At 62.9% G+C, this 18,368-nt stretch carries 13 protein-coding genes and 1 pseudogene; 4 read left to right on the top strand and 10 right to left on the bottom strand.

Going from position 1 to position 18,368, the window contains the following annotated elements:
• The first annotated feature begins 93 nt into the window (after window positions 1-93).
• From glpQ to tyrA, 3 genes are all read left to right on the top strand, one after another.
• The gene (gene glpQ / locus OKC41_RS08985) at window positions 94-1,173 is read left to right on the top strand and encodes a glycerophosphodiester phosphodiesterase (RefSeq protein ID WP_270671911.1); all 1,080 of its coding nucleotides are present in this window, start codon (window positions 94-96) and stop codon (window positions 1,171-1,173) included.
• Window positions 1,174-1,532: 359 nt separating this feature from the next.
• Window positions 1,533-2,606 (top strand): 3-deoxy-7-phosphoheptulonate synthase, encoded by a 1,074-nt coding sequence (locus tag OKC41_RS08990; RefSeq protein WP_010674236.1) that lies wholly within the window; start codon window positions 1,533-1,535, stop codon window positions 2,604-2,606.
• A 118-nt stretch (window positions 2,607-2,724) separates the two neighbouring features.
• Window positions 2,725-3,864 carry a bifunctional chorismate mutase/prephenate dehydrogenase gene (gene tyrA, locus OKC41_RS08995; RefSeq protein WP_201894853.1) on the top strand — a complete coding sequence of 380 codons (1,140 nt, stop codon included), beginning with the start codon at window positions 2,725-2,727 and terminating at the stop codon, window positions 3,862-3,864.
• 114 nt (window positions 3,865-3,978) lie between these two features.
• Here the strand turns inward: tyrA and hdfR are convergent, their stop codons facing one another.
• From hdfR to OKC41_RS09045, 10 genes and pseudogenes are all read right to left on the bottom strand, one after another.
• A complete protein-coding gene (hdfR, locus tag OKC41_RS09000; RefSeq protein WP_039038620.1) occupies window positions 3,979-4,854 on the bottom strand; it encodes an HTH-type transcriptional regulator HdfR in 876 nt (291 codons plus the stop codon).
• Window positions 4,854-5,210: a DUF413 domain-containing protein gene (locus OKC41_RS09005; protein WP_010674239.1), complete on the bottom strand. Its 357-nt coding sequence runs from the start codon at window positions 5,208-5,210 to the stop codon at window positions 4,854-4,856. Before OKC41_RS09005 ends, hdfR begins: the two co-directional genes overlap by 1 nt.
• A 291-nt stretch (window positions 5,211-5,501) precedes the next feature.
• A complete protein-coding gene (eco, locus tag OKC41_RS09010; RefSeq protein WP_010674240.1) occupies window positions 5,502-5,984 on the bottom strand; it encodes a serine protease inhibitor ecotin in 483 nt (160 codons plus the stop codon).
• A gap of 194 nt (window positions 5,985-6,178) precedes the next feature.
• Complete coding sequence (locus tag OKC41_RS09015; protein WP_201894852.1) at window positions 6,179-6,736, bottom strand: DUF1566 domain-containing protein; 558 nt, start codon at window positions 6,734-6,736, stop codon at window positions 6,179-6,181.
• A complete protein-coding gene (locus OKC41_RS09020; protein WP_201894851.1) occupies window positions 6,733-8,091 on the bottom strand; it encodes a DUF1566 domain-containing protein in 1,359 nt (452 codons plus the stop codon). The genes OKC41_RS09015 and OKC41_RS09020 overlap by 4 nt, the downstream gene beginning before the upstream one ends.
• A gap of 50 nt (window positions 8,092-8,141) precedes the next feature.
• Window positions 8,142-10,553, bottom strand: a complete 2,412-nt coding sequence (locus OKC41_RS09025; RefSeq protein ID WP_201894850.1) for a proprotein convertase P-domain-containing protein — start codon at window positions 10,551-10,553, stop codon at window positions 8,142-8,144.
• Window positions 10,554-10,582: 29 nt separating this feature from the next.
• A pseudogene (locus tag OKC41_RS09030) lies at window positions 10,583-12,624 on the bottom strand (prolyl oligopeptidase family serine peptidase).
• The gene (locus tag OKC41_RS09035) at window positions 12,624-14,792 is read right to left on the bottom strand and encodes a TonB-dependent hemoglobin/transferrin/lactoferrin family receptor (RefSeq protein WP_270671912.1); all 2,169 of its coding nucleotides are present in this window, start codon (window positions 14,790-14,792) and stop codon (window positions 12,624-12,626) included. Before OKC41_RS09035 ends, OKC41_RS09030 begins: the two are co-directional and overlap by 1 nt.
• A gap of 250 nt (window positions 14,793-15,042) precedes the next feature.
• Window positions 15,043-16,890: a DUF3413 domain-containing protein gene (locus OKC41_RS09040; RefSeq protein WP_042015924.1), complete on the bottom strand. Its 1,848-nt coding sequence runs from the start codon at window positions 16,888-16,890 to the stop codon at window positions 15,043-15,045.
• A gap of 43 nt (window positions 16,891-16,933) precedes the next feature.
• Window positions 16,934-17,161, bottom strand: a complete 228-nt coding sequence (locus OKC41_RS09045) for a YejL family protein (protein ID WP_039038627.1) — start codon at window positions 17,159-17,161, stop codon at window positions 16,934-16,936.
• 73 nt (window positions 17,162-17,234) lie between these two features.
• Here OKC41_RS09045 and yejK point away from each other — a divergent pair, with 73 nt between their 5' ends.
• Complete coding sequence (gene yejK, locus OKC41_RS09050) at window positions 17,235-18,284, top strand: nucleoid-associated protein YejK (RefSeq protein ID WP_270671913.1); 1,050 nt, start codon at window positions 17,235-17,237, stop codon at window positions 18,282-18,284.
• Window positions 18,285-18,368 lie beyond the last annotated feature (84 nt).

Here is an 18,368-nt window from a genome sequence, read left to right on the forward strand (position 1 = left end):
GCGGGCGGCCTTTGCCGTCCGCCGTCAAACTGCAATAAACCTCTGCTATAACAATCACCTACACCAAATAAACAATAACAAAGAGAACCCTTGATGAAACAACCTCACCGTACCCTGGTGGCCCTTGGCCTCGGGGCCGCCTTGGCGCTGCCCGCGCTGGCCTCTGACGAAGGCAAAATCGTCATCGCCCACCGTGGCGCCTCCGGCTACCTGCCGGAACACACCCTGGAATCCAAGGCCCTGGCCTATGGCATGGGCGCCGACTATCTGGAGCAGGATCTGGTGATGACCAAGGATGACCAGCTGGTGGTGATGCACGATCACTTCCTCGACGGCATCACGGATGTGGCCGAGCGCTTCCCCGGTCGGGCCCGCCCGGACGGTCGCTACTATGTGGTGGATTTCACCCTGGACGAGGTGCGCACCCTGCGCATGACCGAGCCGTTCCAGCTGGTGGACGGCAAGCAGGTGCCGGTCTATCCGGCCCGCTTCCCGCTGTGGAAGTCGAGCTTCAAGATCCACACCTTCCAGGAAGAGATCGAGATGATCCAGGGGCTCAACAAGAGCACTGGCAAGAACATCGGTATCTATCCGGAGATAAAGGCCCCCTGGCTGTTTCGCCACGAAGGCAAGGACATCTCCAGGGCGGTGCTCACTGTGCTCAAGGAGTACGGCTACACCAGCAAGAGCGACAAGGTCTATCTGCAGTGCTTCGATGCCAACGAGCTCAAGCGCATCAACGGCGAGCTGATGCCCGCCATGGGCATGGACTTGAAGTTGGTGCAGCTGATGGCCGAGACCGACTGGAACGAGACCATGGTCTACGACGCCAAGGGCAAGGCGACCCCCTATGACTACGACTGGATGTTCAAGCCGGGGGCCATGAAGACCATCGCCACCTATGCCGAGGGGATAGGTCCCTGGAAACCCATGGTGGTGACCGAGCCGGGTACTCCTGGCAAGCCGGTCTTCACCGGCATGGTGAAAGAGGCCCATGCGGCCGGCCTCAAGGTGCATCCTTATACCTTCCGTCAGGATGAGGGGCAGATCCCGGCCTATGCGAAAGACTTCACCGACCTGCTCAACATCTTCCTCTACCAGGCCGATGTGGACGGGGTATTCAGCGACTTCCCCGACAAGGCGGTCGAGGCTATCAAGGCCCACGGCAAATAATAAAAGAAGAGCAACACGGGAATGCAAGCGGGGCCAGGTGCCCCGCTTTTTTGTGCCCGGTGTCGTCGCCGGGATAAGGGGCCATGAGAGGGGGCAGAGAGATGATATTGAAATGGATGGGTGTAATCTAAAGTTTACGATTCGTGGCTGATCTGGCCTCGCGAGTCGCTACTTTTGAGTTGTTTCACTCTGCTTTCTTGGTCATTTATCCATCTACCAGCGTGCGAAGACGCTAGTTTCACTTGATTGTTTGTTTTTCCTTGGTAAGGTGGTGGCGGTTGCGTAACAAAGAGCTGACTTGTGTAAACAAAAATGAACAGTCGGCACCCTTGACTTGAAACAGTAGAGAGAATGAGAAGATGCAAAGAGATCCCCTGAACAACATCCATATCCAGTCCGAACAAGTGATGATCACGCCTGCCCAGCTCAAGGAGAAACTGCCCATCTCCGATCGCGCGCTGGCATTCGTGCAAGGGGCCCGCAATACCATCGCCGACATCATCCACCGTCGCGATCACCGCTTGCTGGTGATCTGTGGTCCCTGCTCCATCCACGACATGGACGCTGCCAAAGAGTACGCAACCAGACTCAAAGCGCTGCATGACGCCTATCAGGACTCTCTCTACATTGTCATGCGGGTCTACTTTGAGAAGCCACGCACCACGGTCGGCTGGAAGGGCTTTATCAACGATCCGAACCTGGACGGCACCTTTGACGTGGAGCTGGGTCTGCACCGCGCCCGCGAGCTGCTCTGCTGGCTGGCCGAGCTGGAGCTGCCCCTGGCGACCGAGGCGCTCGACCCCATCAGCCCGCAATACCTGGCGGAGCTCTTCTCCTGGTCTGCCATCGGTGCCCGCACCACCGAATCCCAGACCCACAGGGAGATGGCCTCCGGTCTCTCCATGCCGGTCGGCTTCAAGAACGGCACCGACGGCAACCTGGGCACCGCCATCAATGCGCTGCAGGCGGCCTCCAGCCCCCACGCCTTCATGGGGATCAACCAGCAGGGCCAGGTCGCGTTGCTGCAGACCCAGGGCAACCCGGATGGTCATGTGATCCTGCGCGGCGGCAAGCACCCGAACTACGACTCGGTCAATGTGTCGCTGGCGGAAGAGGCGCTGGAGAAGGCGGGTCTGCTGCCTGGCCTGGTGGTGGATTGCAGCCACGGCAATTCCAGCAAGGATCACCGCTTGCAGCCCAAGGTGGCGGACAACGTGATCCACCAGATCCAGGAGGGTAACCGCTCCATCATCGGGGTGATGCTCGAATCCAACCTGTTCGAAGGCAATCAGTCCAGCGAGCAGCCCAAGTGCGAGATGCGCTACGGCGTCTCCATCACCGATGCCTGCATCGATTGGGAGACCACGGACGCGCTGCTGGCCCGCTGCCACAGCCAGCTGGCGGCACCACTTTTGGCCAGAACATCGGCATAAGCCGTGGTATCTTGTCAGCACTGATTGAACAATCGAGGTGTCACCGGCCGAGGCGGTGGCACCTCGTTGCCTCTTGAATCACAGGGCGTCGCTGCGGGCGGCGCCGCAGGGACCGGATATGGCTGAAGAGTTGAATGCCCTCAGGGACAAAATCGATGCGGTGGACAAGCAGCTGATTGATCTGCTGGCTGCCCGTCTCGCCCTGGTAGGGGAAGTGGGGGAAGTGAAGAGCCGGCACGGCCTGCCCATTTATGCACCGGATCGGGAGGCGAGCATGCTGGCCCGCCGCCGCGCCGAGGCCGAGGCACTGGGGGTGCCGGGAGATCTTATCGAAGACGTGCTGCGCCGGGTGATGCGCGAATCCTATATTCTGGAGTCCGCCAGCGACAAGGAGCACCACTTCAAGTGCATGAAGCCTGAGCTCGGCAAGGTGGTGATCATCGGTGGCCAGGGGCAGCTTGGCCGCCTGTTCGGCAACCTGTTCAGCCTCTCGGGCTACCGGGTCGAAACCCTGGGTCAGGCCGACTGGCCGCGCGCCGACGAGATCCTGCACGGCGCCGGGCTGGTGATGGTGGCGGTGCCCATCGACGTCACCTGTGAGGTGATCGACCGGCTTGGCAACCTGCCGGCGGACTGCCTGCTGGTGGACGTGACCAGCGTCAAGAGTGAACCGCTTGCCCATATGCTGGCGGTACACCAGGGACCGGTGCTGGGGCTGCACCCCATGTTCGGGCCGGACGTGGCGAGCCTCGCCAAGCAGGTGATCGTCTGCTGTCAGGGACGCGATCCCGCCGCCAGCCAGTGGCTGCTGGAGCAGATGACCATCTGGGGGGCACGTTTGCAACAGGTGGAGGCCAGGGCCCACGACGAGGCGATGACCTTCATTCAGGCGCTGCGCCACTTTGCTACCTTCGCATACGGCTGGCACCTCTCCCGGGAGCAGGCCAACATCGACCGCCTGCTTGCCTTAAGCTCTCCCATCTACCGGCTGGAGCTGGCCATGGTGGGACGGCTGTTTGCCCAGGATCCCCATCTCTACGCCGACATCATATTGTCGTCGCCCCAGAACCTCGCGATGATCCGCCGCTACTACCAGAACTTCGGCGAGGCGCTGGGCCTGCTGGAGCGGGGCGACAGGGAGGGCTTCATCGAGGCCTTCAGCCAGGTCTCCGGCTTCTTCGGCGAGCGGGCGGAGGAGTTCCTGCGCGAGAGTCGCACCCTGCTGGCCCAGGCCAACGACCGTCGTCATCACGGCTGATGCACAAAGATATCCATACAAAAGGGGCCTGATGGCCCCTTTTTCATGTTGTTTGTGTTGCACCGATAACCAGGGTAGATGAAAACACAGGTCTGGGCGTGAAATCGCCCTGCTTCATTCGGCAGGCGGTTGACGCAAGTCGGCGTCATGCCAGCCCAGCGGCAGGGTGAGCAGCTGATCGATCAGCTCCCGGCGGTCGGATTTCTCCAGATAGGCGAGGTAGAGCGGGCGGCTAAGGGATTGGCCCCCTTCCACCAGATGAAGCTGCCCCTGCTCCAGGAAGGGGCTCACCATGCGCCTTGGCAGGTAGGCGGCGCCGCCGTTGGCCAGCACGAATTGCAGGGCCATGCTGGCGGAGCTTGAATGCAGAACTGGGGTCTTCTGCAGGCTCTGCAACCGGCTCGATGGCGGTTCGAAGCTGGTGCCCCAGTCGAGATGAATGTGGGGCATCTGCATCAGGCTGTCGGCGTTTGCGGCCGGCTCCCGGCTCACCAGTTCGAACACCAGCTCGCCGATGGGGTGCAGGGCAATCTCGTCGATCTTGGTCGGCTCGGAGAGCAGGGCGAGATCGAGGGAGCGTTCCAGCAACTGGCGGCACAGGTGCTCGCGGGAGGCGGTTTCGAGGCGCACCGCGAGGCCGGGGGCAAGGGCATAGACATGGTTGAGCCAGTCGTTGAAGTCGAGCTCCCAGAAGACGGCGGGGGCGCCGATGGCAAGCTGCTGGCTGAAACCGGGGGAGAGGGCCACGTCCTGCTTGGCGCGCCCCAAAGTATGCAGAATGGCGTCTGCGTAGGGCAGCAGACGCTCACCGGAGGCAGTCAGGCGGATGTTGTTGCGATGACGGGCAAACAGGCTGACCCCGAGTTGCTGCTCGAGCTGGCGGATCCGGAAGCTCACCGCCGACTGGGTCAGGTAGAGATTTTCAGCCGCCCGGCCAAAGTGCCGGGTCTTGCTGACCTCGATGAAGGTCCGAAGCAGCTCGGTATCCATTAATCGAGGGACTCGTCGCTGCCGCCACCGCCGCCTTCAAAGCTGCCACCCGCATCTTCATTGGCGCCGCCAGCGACGGTGCACAGACGGTGCACGCGCTTGGGGCCGATGACTTTGAGATACTTGAACCACACCTTGGCGTGGGGGTTGTTGCCGGCTGCGCCGGATTTGACCTGTTCGATAAAGGCACTTTCTACGTCATCGCGCGGGGCTAGGTTGCCCTGATAGAGCGCCAGCATCACGGTGCCATATTTTTCCAGACTGTCCGCTTCGGCCACGGTGAATTCGCCACTGCGACGCAGGCCACGGGGAAAATGTTTGAAGTCGTTGAAACGCTTGTCTGATTCGAAGCTCATAGTGCTCTTGTTCTGGTTAGTTTGACCTTTGCGGGCAAGTATCATCAGGCCGTCGCAGAGTGCAAAATCAATTTTCTTACTATGTTAATAAATATCTTTTATCGAACAGGGTTTGTCGCATCCCGAGGGGGCATTTTGCGGTGCGCTGCACAAAAAAGCCTGAAAAATAGTGGAGTTATGTCAGATTTTGTACAGGAAAAACCGCTCAAAAACGGGCTCGGAAGCTAAAAATAAGGCGCCGTATGGCGCCTTATTGTCATCATGACTGAGCTGAACCCGAGTGCGCGGCACTCACTCAATCATGGCTGGCTGTGCCAGGTTGTCGGCACGCCACAGACGATAGCGCACCTCATACTCCTGGGGCACATAGATGACGAAGGGCAGCTTGGAGTTGTAGTTCACGAAGAAGCCCTGACCGTAGATCTGGACGAAACTCTCCTTCTTCTGGCCGTCCGGGCAGGCCATCAGGGTGCTGACGGGGCCGGTGACCTGGCCCAGAGTCAGGTAGTTGTAACCCCAGCCCTTGACGCTGTGCTGTTCCAGATTGCCCGCGAAGCGGGGCAGGTTGCAGTCGACCAGCATCTTCTTGCCGACTTGCAGCTCGACCATCATGTCGGCTTCGTTCTCGACTTCCGGCAGACGGATCACGACACGTTCCTGGTTCACTTCGGCGGCGGGGAACATGCTGATATCAAATTTTTTCGGTTCGGCGGCGAAGGCATGGCCACCCAATAACAAGGCGCCCAGCAGGCTAAAACGCAACACGGTTTTCATCTGTACCTCTTGGGATTGGTTCAACGCCGCTAGACTAACCGCTCTGCCGGTTTCATGCCAGCGCTGCGGCGTGCAAAACCGCCCTGAACAGGCATCACATGACGCAATTTGATGCTTTTTTGACGGCCAGGGTCACCCTGGCGCTTCTTGCCTCGTGTCAAACAGGGGGCCGGGTGGCCCCCATGGTCAGGCTGTCACCTCACCAGCAGGACCTGTTTCGCCCAGGCGCGGGGGGCGCGCTGGGCGACGGAGCCGCTGGTGATGTCCAGGTAGGCGACGCCCTGAAGGGCCGGCACCGGGGTGGAAGACCAGAGATAGACATAGCCGTCGTTCACCTCCTTGCCATCCCCGGCCATGGCGCGGGGGAAGATGGTTTCGTTCAATGCCGGTTTGTAACAGGCGGACTCCAGAATGCTGGCGAGCTCCTTGATGGTGGGCAGGCGCCAGTCGTGATGACCACCAAAGCCATACAGGGCATGGCTCGGTTCGGTGCGGATCCGTTCCGCCGTCTGCAGTGCCTGTTGCCAGTAGAGGTGGGTGGGTTCCCCCTCGCAGCTCTGGTTGCGCCAGGTCTGGCCGAGCTGGCAGCGCATCCAGGTCAGACCGGTGCCCCTGTCAGTGACGGTGCCGTTGCCGTGATCCTGGAAACGGGCGGTGGGGCTGGTACGGGGCAGGGCGTCGTCGCAGATGGCGATGGCCAGTGCCAGGGGGCTGCACAGGGTGAGCAGCAGGGTCAGAAGATACTTGTTCATCGGGTTACCTCGGCCACCAGGCGCAGTTGCAGACCGTTGGCGTCATTGCTGTTTTGAACTGGGGTGGGATAGTCGGCACCGGCGTCCTCGCCGAGGAAGATGTGGGCGATGGCGCTCAGAGGCGCGCTCTCCAGCCGGCGGGACGGGGTCAGGGTCTGGCTCCAGTAGTAGCCGCTGAAGTCTGTGGTGGTGGTACCGACATCGGGGAAGTAGCGCACATCCAGGGTGACGAGCTGGCCATCCTGGCGGGCGAGGGATCCGTAGTGCTGCAAACTCATCAGCTCACGGGCGTGGGGCAGGCGCCAGTGGGTGATGCCGCACAGTTGCTGTGCATTGAGCCACTGACGGTACTGCTCCGTGGTGCAGATGGCCTCCCCTTCGGGGCAGGCGTAATCCCGCTCCTCCTGGGTCGGGTGATAGTTGTCGAACTCCCAGGCGAAGGTGCGGTGCAGATCCCGCGGACTGTCCGGATCCGCCAGCTTCTTCTCCCAGACGAGGCCGGTATTGAGATCCTCCACGCACTCCCACTCGTCGGCATTGTCCGCCAGGGGTTGCCCCTTGCCATCCAGCTTGCGATAGCGCAGGGGCGCCTGGTCCAGGCTCGCCTCCTGGCCCGGGTGATCCGCAGGCTCCTGGGTGAGCAGATAATCCACCCCGTCCGTGTAGGTGGTGACGCCGCTGGCGGTCACCAACGCCCGGGGTTGCTGCTGCATCAGCACGGCGGCGAGTCTGGCCTGCTGGCTCAGTAGCTCGGGGCTGGCGGCAAAGTGCCGGGCGAGCTCGGGCAGCAGGGTGACAAGGCCTTGCCAGATCTGCTGACGGCGTTCGCTGGCGGGCAGGGTGGCCTCGTCATCGAAGGCGGCGAGGGCCAGCTCGGCGAGGGCGCGGTTGAAGTCGCCCAGCTGCGCTAGGGCCGCCAGATCTGGGCCGGGGTGAAGGGGCGCCAGGGCGAACAGCACGTCCGTCAGGGCCTGAGCCGGTGGCAGCCCGTCCGAGATACGCGTTTGCAGCAGGGTGCTGAGGGGGCTGGGGGTGAGGTGCTGGTTGTCCTGGCGAGCCGCCGGGTGGGCCAGGGGCAGGGCGGCGGGATCCGCCGGAATGAACAGCAGGGGAGTGGTGAGCAGATCAGGGTGGCGCCGGGTCAGGGAGTGGGCACCGGCCTCGCCGCTGACGGCGGGCTCATTGGCTTCGCAGCCGTCGTTCTGGTTCAGGTTGATGCACAGGGTGCCCGCAGCGGGCAGGCTGACCGTCAGGCGGTAGTCCGGCGCGGTCAGGGGAGCCTCGTCCGAACCGCCGCCACAGGCGCTGAGCAGGGGGGCCAGCAGGCAGACGATCGGGGTCATTCTCATGGTCATGGTGTGTCCTTGGAGGGGCCTTGGCCCCTCTCTTCTTTATGTAGGGAGAGTCAGAGGCGACGCAGACGGCGCCACAGGGCCAGCGGCAGCAGCCAGAGCAGGGGGAAGGCCCCACCGCCACTGCTGTCCGAGGTATCGAAGCGGATGATGCCGTCATCCGGCACGGGCACGGTGTTGCCGCACTGGGCGCCGGTACGCTGGCTGATGCTCCACCCGTTCAGGAGACCCTGATTGCCCGGTTTGCTGTCCACCACCTCCAGGGTCCAGCGACCGGCCAGGGGTTCTCCTTCGAAGGCGCTGAAGGGTTGCAGGGACTGCAACTCGGTGGGGAAGACCCCTTTCAGGCTCGGCAGGGGGCTGTAACCCTTGTCCCAGATCTGGACCCGGGTGCCGGCGGGGGAGCTGAGCCAGATCTCCAGCTCATCCAGCGCCTCGTGCTGCAGATCCAGGCTCAGTTGCAGCCTGTCGCTCACACGGGCATCGCTCTTCTCCAGCAGCAGGCTGGTTTCGCTCAGGCCGCGCACCTCCTCGCTCTGGGCATCGTTCAGTCGCTGCGACCGACCACTGGCCCGGCTGATGACGGGGGTGCCGATGGGCAGGGTCAGGGATTGCTGCCACTGGCGCTCGGTGGGGCTGGTACCGCTCATGGCGAGATTCACCGAGAGGCTCGCCTCGTCGCCGCAGGCGAGCGGGCTCTGGGCCAGCAGGCGCAGGGTGGTGGTCATGCTGGCACCGGCGGCCAGGGTCGCTGGTTGCCAGTTGTCAGGATCGGCCTGCAACCCGGTTGGTAGGGTGAGGGCCAGCTCGTTGAGGGTCACTTCCTCTTTGCCCGGGTTGCTGAGGGTCAGCTGCACCGACTGGCGCTGCCCCAGCGGGATGGCGCTCCCCTCGGCGAGGGCGATATTGACGGGAGCTTGCAGCAGCCCGTGCTGGCGAAATGCCTGCTCCAGCAGACGGGCATAGGCTCGCGTCGGGTAGAGACGGGCGGCAGTATCCACGGTGATCCGGGCCAGTTGCGGCATGCTAATGGCCGGCCCCAGGCCGAAGTGGGATTCGATGATGACGCGATCAAACTCGTCCCTGGCCGCCTCACCGTGCTCGGCCACCGCCGTCAGCAGGGCCTGGAACAGCGGGGTGCCCCAGAGCTGATCCCCGTTGCTGCCGTTGATGGTGCGGTGGGCCGGGTAGCGGTAGTCCGGATGGTAGCGGGCGCGCAGATCGTCGAGCTGGCGCGGGGTGCGGTCGGTGAAGCGGGCATCCCAGTTGAACACCATGGCGGGTTCGAACTGGCGACCGGCTTCGCTGCGCTGGCGATGACTGGCGGCCAGGTAGTCGCCAAAGCCCTCGCCGATGGCCCCCCAGTCACCCTCTTCCCCGAGATCCGGCAGGATGTGGTGCTGCACCCCGTGGCCGAACTCGTGCCAGATGACCATGGGATCCTCGGCATCGGGCACGCCGCTGCGACCCAGCTCCAGCCTGCGTTCGAACGGATCGTAGAGGGAGTTGTCCTGATAGCCCGCGTCCGTGTCGATGTCGAGCGCCCCGGGGATGAGATCGGTGAAGCCGAGCGCCTTGAGGTGGCGCTGGGCGAGATCCAGATGGTAGTAGGCGTTGATGTCCGCAAAGCCGCGATCGTCCCGGGTCAGGCGAAAACCCTGCACGTCACTGCTGCTGTAGGGGGCCGATTCGGGGGCCATGACATCCACCACCCTGGCATGGGGGCCGCTCAGGCGATACTGCCCGGCTTGCAGGCTCACCGGCAGGGGAACCGGATCCTGGTAGGCGGCCTGTGCCAGCACCAGCGTGTCGTGCCAGACCAGGCTGGCGTCCTGCAGGCGGGTGCGGGGATCGGGGTCGAACACCCGGGCCTGAACCTGCTGATCGCCTGCGTCGGCGACATGCAGAGGGCGGGTAGTTGCCTGATCCCCGAGACGGCCAAGCTCCTGCTCCCCGTCGCAACGGGCAAACAGCTGCACCTGGCTGGCCTTGGCATTGCCTGCCTTGTGCTCGCGCACCCGCTGGCGCAGGGCAGGCACCAGGGTATCGCCGTCTCGCCAGTACCAGGCTTCGACCGGTCCCAGTGTCTCTATCTGGTTGCCGTCGGTGCGCAGGGTGGCGAGCAGGGGATCCAGGGTGCCGCTGGCATCGCAGCCGGGCGCTGTGCTCTGCAAGGGGCGCAGGTTGTGATAGAGGCGCCAGGGGCGGCCGTCCCCGTCGACACTGACGGCGGCCTGGGTGGCGGCCACCGGCAGGCCGTTCACCCGCTGGCGAAAGCTGTAATGGTGGCCGAGCAGGCTGGCCCTGTCGTAATCGGGGGCGAGGAGCACACCGAGGCGCTGCTCGAGCCAGCGCTTCGGCGTCGTGGTGAGGGGTGGTTCATCGACAAACTGCAGATCGGCCGCCAGCAGCGGCGATGAGATCAGGGTTGCCGCCAGCCAGAGGGCCAGGGAAGAGGGTTTCATGGTTCACTCCAGAAAAAGAGGACAAGGGGTCAGTGGTTGACGCCCGCCAGGGTGAGCAGGAAGGCAAACTCCTGCGCCGCACGCAGCGCCGCCGTTCGGGGGGCGCCCAGGTGGCCGCCGTCGAGTTCGGTGCGCAGCAGATAGGGGCCTGTTCCCGTGCTATGGGAGCGCAGGCGGGCTATCCACTTGAGGGGTTCCCAGTAGGGCACCTGACTGTCGTGCAGGCCACCCGTCACATAGACGGGGGGATAAGGGGCCTTGTGCAGGTTGTCGTAGGGGCTCAGGCGGCGCATCGCGGCATAGTCACCCGGGATGGCCGGATTGCCCCACTCGGCGTACTCCTGCCGGGTGAGGGGTAGCTCGGGATCCTGCATGGTGCCCAGCAGGTCGACGAAGGGAACTTGCAGCACGGCCCCGGCGAAACGGGTGGGCGCCTGGTTGAGTGCCGCAGCCACCAGCAGGCCGCCGGCGCTGCCACCCATGGCAAACAGCCGGGCGGGATCGATGGCGGGATCCCGTGCCAGGGCATCGGCCACGGCGAGAAAATCATCCACGCTGTGCTGTTTGTCACGGCCACGACCCTCCCGGTACCAGGATTCGCCGAGCAGACCGCCCCCGCGCACATGGGCGATGGCGTAGACGAAGCCGCGATCCAGCAGGCTCAGCACCCGGGGCTGGTAGTAGGGGCGCATGGGGGTGCCGTAGGCCCCATAGCCGTAGAGCAGCAGTGCCCTGGAGTGGGTAATGCCCTTGCGCCAGACCAGGGAGACAGGCACCTTGACCCCGTCCTTGCCCGCGATCCAGCGCCGCTCGCTCTGATAGGGGGAGGTGTCCCTGCTCTCGGGTGTCCCCTCCCAGGCGCCGGAGGCGAGATCCAGCCAGCGCTGGTGAGGTGGCTCGGCCATCCCCTGGCGGCGAATGAGCACCTTGTCGCTGGCCGGTTCCTGGCTGCCCTGGATCCAGGCTGTGCCTGCGCCATCGGTGAGCGGCAGGCTGTGAGTCAACGCACCCTTGGCATCCAGCACATCGAGCCAGTCATCCCCTTCCTTGCGGTATTGCAGCACGGTGTGCCGGGCAAAGAGGCGCCACTTCTCGAGTTCCCGGCCCTCGCCGGACCAGAGCCGTTGCCACTCTCCCTTTGCCACCAGGCTCAAGTCGGCCACCTGATAGAGGCCGAGGGCGCCGTCCCGGTTGCTCTTGAGCAGCACCCTGTCCCCCTGGGTATCCAGGTAGTATTCGAGGCCGCGCTCGCGCCCCTTGAGCAGGTCGGCCCGACCCGCGTCCAGCAGGTATTGCTCCGAGCTGTCGTGGTTGTTGCTTTGCAGCACCAGGTGGCGGCGATCCGTGGTGCGATAGAGGCCGAGCAGCCAGGCGGGATCGCGCTCCTCATACACCGGGTCTCCTTGCCATCCTGCCAGGCCAGCAGTTGCCAGGGGCGCAGGGTCTGGCGCTCGTTGGCGAGGGTGTAGAGGGTCTTGCCATCCAGACTCCAGAGCAGATCGCCGGCGCGGTGAGGCAAAGAGGCGAGTGTCTCGCCACTCGCCAGATCCAGCAGGGTGATGCGGTAGTCCCGATCTCCCCTGCGGTCTTCGGCCAGGGCAAGTACGTGCCCGTCCGGGTGAAGGGCCCAGGCGGCGAGCTCGTAATACCCCTCGGCCGGCTGGCGGGGAGCCAGCCGCTTTCGGGGGGCGGCATTGGCGTCGCTGCGTTGCCACAGGCTGCCGTCCGCCTCCATGCGCCACTGGCTGCCAGCCTGGCTCAGCCAGTCGTCAGGCACGGGTTCGCCCCGCTCCCGGCCCTGCCACTCCGTCTGCAGGCGCTGCACCAGTGGCACCTGGTCGGCGAGCTGCCGCTCGGTCCAGCGGTTCTGCTCGCGCAGCAGCGTCAGGAGGGCGGGATCCTGGCGGCTGTCGTCACGCCAGCCACCATAGGGATCGAGACGGGCTATCTCCCCCTTCATCAGTTGCGGGCGCTCGGGAATGAGGGGCGCGGCCTCCAGGGTTGCCTCAGGCAGGGGAGAGGCGGGGGCCGGCGTGGCCAGCAGGCTGGCCAGGATCAATAGGCTGTGCATCAGATCCCCACGAAGGTGTAGCGCAGGCTGGCACTCAGGGTGCGGCCGCTCTGGGTGAAGAGGGAAGCATCGGTCCCGGCTTCCAGCCCGGCCACATCCTGATAGCGGGTGTAGCGGGTGTCGAACAGGTTGTCGAGCTTGAGGTTGACCTTGAGGGCGTCGGTGACCAGCCAGTCGGCCGTCAGGGCGAAACTGAGCCAGCCGGCACTTTCGAGGCAGTCCCCCTGGCGGCCGGTCAGGCTGTTGCCGCAGGTGGGCACCCGGCTCATGGCGGCGGCATAGTCCGCCTGAATGCCCAGACTCCACTCATTGGCCTGATAGCTAAGACGGGTGTTGCCCTCGAGGGGCGTCAGGGTGCGCAGCGCTTCACCTTTGTTGTCCTCGCCATCGACCCAGCCGAGCTTGGTGGCGAGCTCCCACTCCTGGGTCAGCCAGTAGCTGGCGGCGAGTTCGGCCCCCCAGGTTTCGGCCTTGGCGACGTTGCGATATTGGCGCAGGATGACGCCATCGCTCAGGCGCAGCCCCACCTCGCGCCAGTCGATGAAGTTGTAGTAGCGGTTGTAGAAGAGCGCTGGCTTGATGCTCCAGTTGTCCCCCTCGCCACTCAGCCCCCACTCGATGCTGTGGCTGGTTTCCTCCTTGAGCCCTGTGTTGGCGATGATCTCGAAGGGCGGCAGAGCGAAGTAGTGGGGGATGTTGCCGTACACCTTGTCGTAGGAAGGCGCCCGGAACCCGTTGGCATAGCTGAGCCAGCTGCGCCACTGGTCGTTGAAGCGGTAACTGGTGGCCAGGCTCGGGGAGAGGTGCCAGCTGTGGTTGCTGTCGTTGCTGCCGTCCAGCGGCGTGAGCCACTGGTGATCCATGCGCAGGGTGGGGGTGAACTGCCACTGGCCCAGGCTGGCCACGTCGCCGAGCCAGACCCCGGCCCTGTCGGTACGGGCGCGGCTGAAGGGGGCGGACTGGCCGGGTTGGGGAATGCCGGCCTCCAGACTCAGCTTCTCCACCGGCCGCTCGTGGGTGGTGCGCTCGAGCTCAATGCCGTAACTGAGCTGATGGGCGAGAGGGCCGGTGGCGAGATCCCGGCGCACATCCAGCTCGGTACCGATCCTGTCTTCGGTGAAGGTGGCGAGTTCCCGTTCGCTGCGATAGCGCGGATAACCGCTCAGCAGATCGTTTTGCAGCAGACTGCGCTTGTTGGCGGTGTTTTTCGAGTGATTGCCGTAGGCACTCCAGGTGAGGCTGTCTGCCAGCACGGTGTCGAGGTTGCTAGCCTCCCAGGCCAGCTTGCCTCCCTGGGTGCGTTGGCTGCCCTGCTCGTGGTATTGGCGCACCTGCCACTTGCCATCGGGCTGGGGCACTTCGCGCGGCCCCTGATCCCGCTCGGCGTTGTCCTCGAAGTAGTCGAGTTCGAGGCGCAGCAGATGATGTTCGTTCAGCTGGATGCGAGAGCTGGTGGAGGCGCTGAGGCCATCTAGATCCGCCGGGATGCGGCTCTCGTCGTAGTTGGCGGTCTCATGTCCCTGCCAGCCGGAGAGGCGCAGCAGGTGTTCGGTATCCCGTATCCGGGCGGCGCCGGTGGCGCTCAGCTTCTGCTTGTCACTGCTGCCATCGTGCAGCACCTTGCTGCTGAGATAGGCATCCTGGCCCTGAAGGTAATCTTCCGGCTGCTTGGTGCTGATGACGATGGTGCCGCCGATGGCATCGGAGCCATGGAGGGAGGAACCGGCTCCCTTGGCCACCTCTATCTGTTTGACATCGTCGAGATCGAAGCTGAAGCGCCCCACCTTGTCGTTGAGGTCGTCGGCGCCAAAGCCGTCGCTGACCCGCACCCCGTCCTTGATGATGAGCACCCGGTTGCCGCCCATGCCGCGGATGATGATGTTCTGGGGGCGGCCGGCGGAGCCGGTCACCGAGACGCCGGGTTCGTTCTTGAACACATCGGTGAGCTCGGTGGCAACCTGGCGATCCAGATCCTCCTCCGTGATGACGGTGATGGAACCCGACACGTCGGAGAGCTTCTGCTCGATACGCTGTCCCTTGACCACGATGGTTTCCCGCCCCTTGAGTTCGGGGGGCATGTCCGTTGTGTCGACCCCGGCGGGATCGCTGGCAGCCAGCGCCGTACCGGACAGCAGCATGGGCCAGTAGTGAAGAAGTCGAATTTTCATATTTGAGAATAATTATTATTTAAACCTGAAGGGCGCGGATTATTGCAGAGGGAGTCAAGTAGATCAATAAATGACAATCATTATCATTTTGTTTTTATGATATTGATCGAATTGAATTTTTTGAGAGATAAGTCAGTAAGGTGGTGGCATACGTTTGCGAATGACGCCATGAGAAACGGGAGGACGGGCGTGGTGCGGGCAAGAAAAAGCCCGCCATAGGGGCGGGCTCAAGGAGGTGGGCTGGCGCTGATCAGGGGGCGCGATAGAAGCGATTGAGCTCGTTCATCACCTGGATCAGGGTGCCCATGTCCGGGGTGCCGTGCTTGATGGGGCGATAGGTGTCGCGGTCCAGCAGCTCGAAGTCCCCCTGCTTGTTGAACTGGGTGATGGTGTTGCCCTGATAGATGGCGAAGTCATTCTGATCCCCCGCCAGCAGCCAGGTGCGTGTACTGGCTTCGAACAGGTTGCGCCCCGTACTGTAGTCACGATAGGGGTTGCGTACACCCAGCATGTTCTTCATCAGGGTCGGTACCAGATCCAGGTGGCTGCTCGCCTGCGCCTGGGGCGCAGGTTCGGCACCAGGCCAGGCCAGCACCAGAGGGACCTGCACCTGATAGGTCGAGTAATTGCTGCCATAGCCCCAGCTGTTGCTCTGGGTCTCGTTGAACTCCTGACCGTGGTTGGAGGTGATCACGACGATGGTCTGATCATCAAGCCCCTGCAATTGCAGTTGGGTCAGCATCTGCTCCAGCAGTTGATCGGTATAGAAGACCGCGTTCTTGTAGCGGTTCTCCAGCTTCTGCAGGTTCTCGGGCCGATAGGCAGTGGCCGGGTTGAAGCGGGTCAACTCGGGCTGGAAGGGGCCCTTGATGCTGGCGGGCACCTGATAATCCCCCGGGCTAGAGAGATAGACCAGAGAGAACCAGGGTCTGTCCGCGGTGCGCGTGCCAAGCCACTGCTGCCAGTCGTCGATGAGCCTGCGGTCATCGGTCTGGCGGGAGACGAAGACCTGCTTGCGCAGACCCGCAAGCAGACTCTGGCGATACTGTTTTGCATCTTCCAGTGCACCGAATAGGCCGAACTGGTAGTCCTGACGCAGCATCTCGTCGAACAGCACGGGGGGGCGCTTGTCGGCTCGGATGTCCCCGTAATAGTGGCCGGGCAGCCCGTAGAAGAGGCTGAACATCCCCATGGCTTCATCATTGCCACCACTCATGTGCTGGCGGAAATTGAAGTGGTTGTCCGCGTAGCGTTGCAGATTGGGCATGTTGATGTTGTTGAGCATGTCGGCTCGCAGGGAGTCGACCACCACCACCAGCAGGTTCTTGTGATCGCTGGGTGCGCTCACGCTGAGGGGGCGCAAGGGATAGAGCAGACGGTGCTCGGCGCTTCCCTGATCTTCGGCCTTCTTCTCATACTGCTCGAGGTCGAGCCAGCCATGCTTGGCCAGGAAGCTCCTGGCGGTCATGGGGTAGGAGAGGGGGAAGTTGGCCCGCTGCATGGTGATGGGTTGATACAGGGTCGCATCCGCCCAGCTGTTGACCAGATGGGTCAGGATGAAGCAGACCAGCAGGGCCAGTCCCACCTGATTGCCGTACTGGCGGCGTTTGCGCTTGTTGATCTTGCGCCACACATAGGCCGACAGCAGCAGTTGCAGCAGGAAGATGGCGGGCACCGCCACGAAGATGATGCTCCAGATAGAGCCCTCTTCGGTCTGCGCCTGATCCAGCAGCAGTTGCCACACCTGGCCATTCAAGTGGAACTTGAACAGCTGGAACACCTGGGTGTCGATAAGCAGCAGCACCAGCGCCAGGGTGGCGATGATGGATGAAATGAAGCGCAGCGGCTTCTCCCTGGGCAGGATGAAGCTCAAGGGGAAGATGGTCAGCAGATAGGTGACGAAGCTCAGGAACGAGAAATGACCTATCCAGCTGATGACGAGATAGGTCACGCCGAGCGTGGTCGACGGCCAGCTGATGGCGCCCAGGTAACGGGTCGAGATCAGCATGGCCAGGATGATGTTGAAGAAGGAGAACCAATGCCCCCAGGTGATCAGGCGAGAGACATTATCGCGATAGGGGTTGCCGGTTTCGACCATAATGATCCATCTGCTTGAAAAACATCAAAGAATGCGAAGAAACTCAGTGCGCATCGTGGCGATGGCCCACCGAGGCGGTGAGTGCCTGGATGAACTTCTCGGTGATCGCCTGGCGCTGGGCCGGGGCCATGCCGTTGATGATGTTGGTGGTCAGGTTGCCAAGGACCATCAGACTGAGATCCACCGGTGCCTTGTGTTTCTCCAGGGCGGTGATCAGGTCGTTCATCAGGGCGTCAAACTGCTCGTTATTGTACTTTGATACGATGGGCATAATCTTGGGTTCACCTCGGTTCAAAGCGCCTTATAATACTTCACCCTTTCGGCTAACACTATGGCTTTGTGACATGAGTCTCGATATCGACAAGATCATTCTTCACTCCCTGCGGGCGGGCAACGATGGCCAGCCCCACGCCGATACCCGCAGCCAGACCCTGCCTGCCGACGAGGCGGTACAAGGGCTGATGGCAGAACTGCATCGCATCTACAACGGCAAGGGGGGGAAGGGCTTCGGCTTCTTCGCCGATCCCGAGGCCGCCGTCGCCGAGCTGGCGGAGGGGGAAGACGCCCCCAAGCAGCCTTCTCCACTCTTTCGCATCGCCCTGGAGCAGCTGCTGGCGGAGCAGACCGAGTTCGTCCCCTTTTCCGTCAACCTGACCCAGATGCTGGTCAAGCAGCTGGTGGAGCATGCCCTGGACGAGCAGGGGGTGTTGCTGATTGCCAAGTACAACTATGTGGGGGTGGATTACCTGATGATCGCCCTGCTGGAAGGCAAGGAGAGCGTCACCGTGAGCGAGGCGCTGGAGCTGCGCCACATCCAGTACCTGGATATCGGCAAACTCAATCTGGTGGCCCGCATCGATCTCACCGAGTGGAAAACCCAGGTGGATTCGCGTCGTTATATCACCTTCAGCAAGGGCCGGGTCGGTCGCAAGCTGGGGGATTTCTTCATGGATCTGCTGGGGGCCCGGGAGGGCATGGATGCCAAGATCCAGAACAAGGGGTTGCTGCAGGCGGTGGACGATTACTGCGACAGCCGCCAACTCGAACCGGCCGAACGCAATGACTACAAGAAGCAGGTCTTCAAATATTGCACCGAGCAGGCCAGCGCCGGCGAGGAGATCGAGATCAAGGAGCTGTCGGCGGAATTGCCCGGTGATGGGGACCTCGATTTTTACAGCTTCATCGGTCAGGAGTACGAGCTGGAGGAGCGCTTCCCGGCGGACCGTTCCACCCTGCGGGGCTTGACCAAGTTTGTGGGCTCCGGTGGCGGCCTGACCCTGAGCTTCGAGCAGAAGTTGCTCAACAGCCGGGTCTTTTACGATCCCCAGACCGACACCCTGACCATCAGGGGAGTCCCGCCCAATCTCAAGGATCAATTGCTGCGCCAGTCGTAATGTGATCCAGCCGTCATTTCTTGCAAAAAGGCACCGGAGTCCGCTCCGGTGCCTTTTTATTTAAGGGGGTGATGTAGATGGAAA

Source organism: Aeromonas sp. QDB17, from assembly GCF_027705305.1.
Lineage (GTDB): Bacteria > Pseudomonadota > Gammaproteobacteria > Enterobacterales > Aeromonadaceae > Aeromonas > Aeromonas caviae.

Excerpts from the sequence above, each read along its gene's own strand:
- OKC41_RS09025 (WP_201894850.1), bottom strand. The coding sequence starts at position 10,553 with ATGAAACCCTCTTCCCTGGCCCTCTGGCTGGCGGCAACCCTGATCTCA.
- glpQ (WP_270671911.1), top strand. The coding sequence starts at position 94 with ATGAAACAACCTCACCGTACCCTGGTGGCCCTTGGCCTCGGGGCCGCC.
- OKC41_RS09020 (WP_201894851.1), bottom strand. The coding sequence starts at position 8,091 with ATGACCATGAGAATGACCCCGATCGTCTGCCTGCTGGCCCCCCTGCTC.
- OKC41_RS09035 (WP_270671912.1), bottom strand. The coding sequence starts at position 14,792 with ATGAAAATTCGACTTCTTCACTACTGGCCCATGCTGCTGTCCGGTACG.
- tyrA (WP_201894853.1), top strand. The coding sequence starts at position 2,725 with ATGGCTGAAGAGTTGAATGCCCTCAGGGACAAAATCGATGCGGTGGAC.
- OKC41_RS09045 (WP_039038627.1), bottom strand. The coding sequence starts at position 17,161 with ATGCCCATCGTATCAAAGTACAATAACGAGCAGTTTGACGCCCTGATG.
- eco (WP_010674240.1), bottom strand. The coding sequence starts at position 5,984 with ATGAAAACCGTGTTGCGTTTTAGCCTGCTGGGCGCCTTGTTATTGGGT.
- OKC41_RS08990 (WP_010674236.1), top strand. The coding sequence starts at position 1,533 with ATGCAAAGAGATCCCCTGAACAACATCCATATCCAGTCCGAACAAGTG.
- OKC41_RS09005 (WP_010674239.1), bottom strand. The coding sequence starts at position 5,210 with ATGAGCTTCGAATCAGACAAGCGTTTCAACGACTTCAAACATTTTCCC.
- OKC41_RS09015 (WP_201894852.1), bottom strand. The coding sequence starts at position 6,736 with ATGAACAAGTATCTTCTGACCCTGCTGCTCACCCTGTGCAGCCCCCTG.
- yejK (WP_270671913.1), top strand. The coding sequence starts at position 17,235 with ATGAGTCTCGATATCGACAAGATCATTCTTCACTCCCTGCGGGCGGGC.
- OKC41_RS09040 (WP_042015924.1), bottom strand. The coding sequence starts at position 16,890 with ATGGTCGAAACCGGCAACCCCTATCGCGATAATGTCTCTCGCCTGATC.
- hdfR (WP_039038620.1), bottom strand. The coding sequence starts at position 4,854 with ATGGATACCGAGCTGCTTCGGACCTTCATCGAGGTCAGCAAGACCCGG.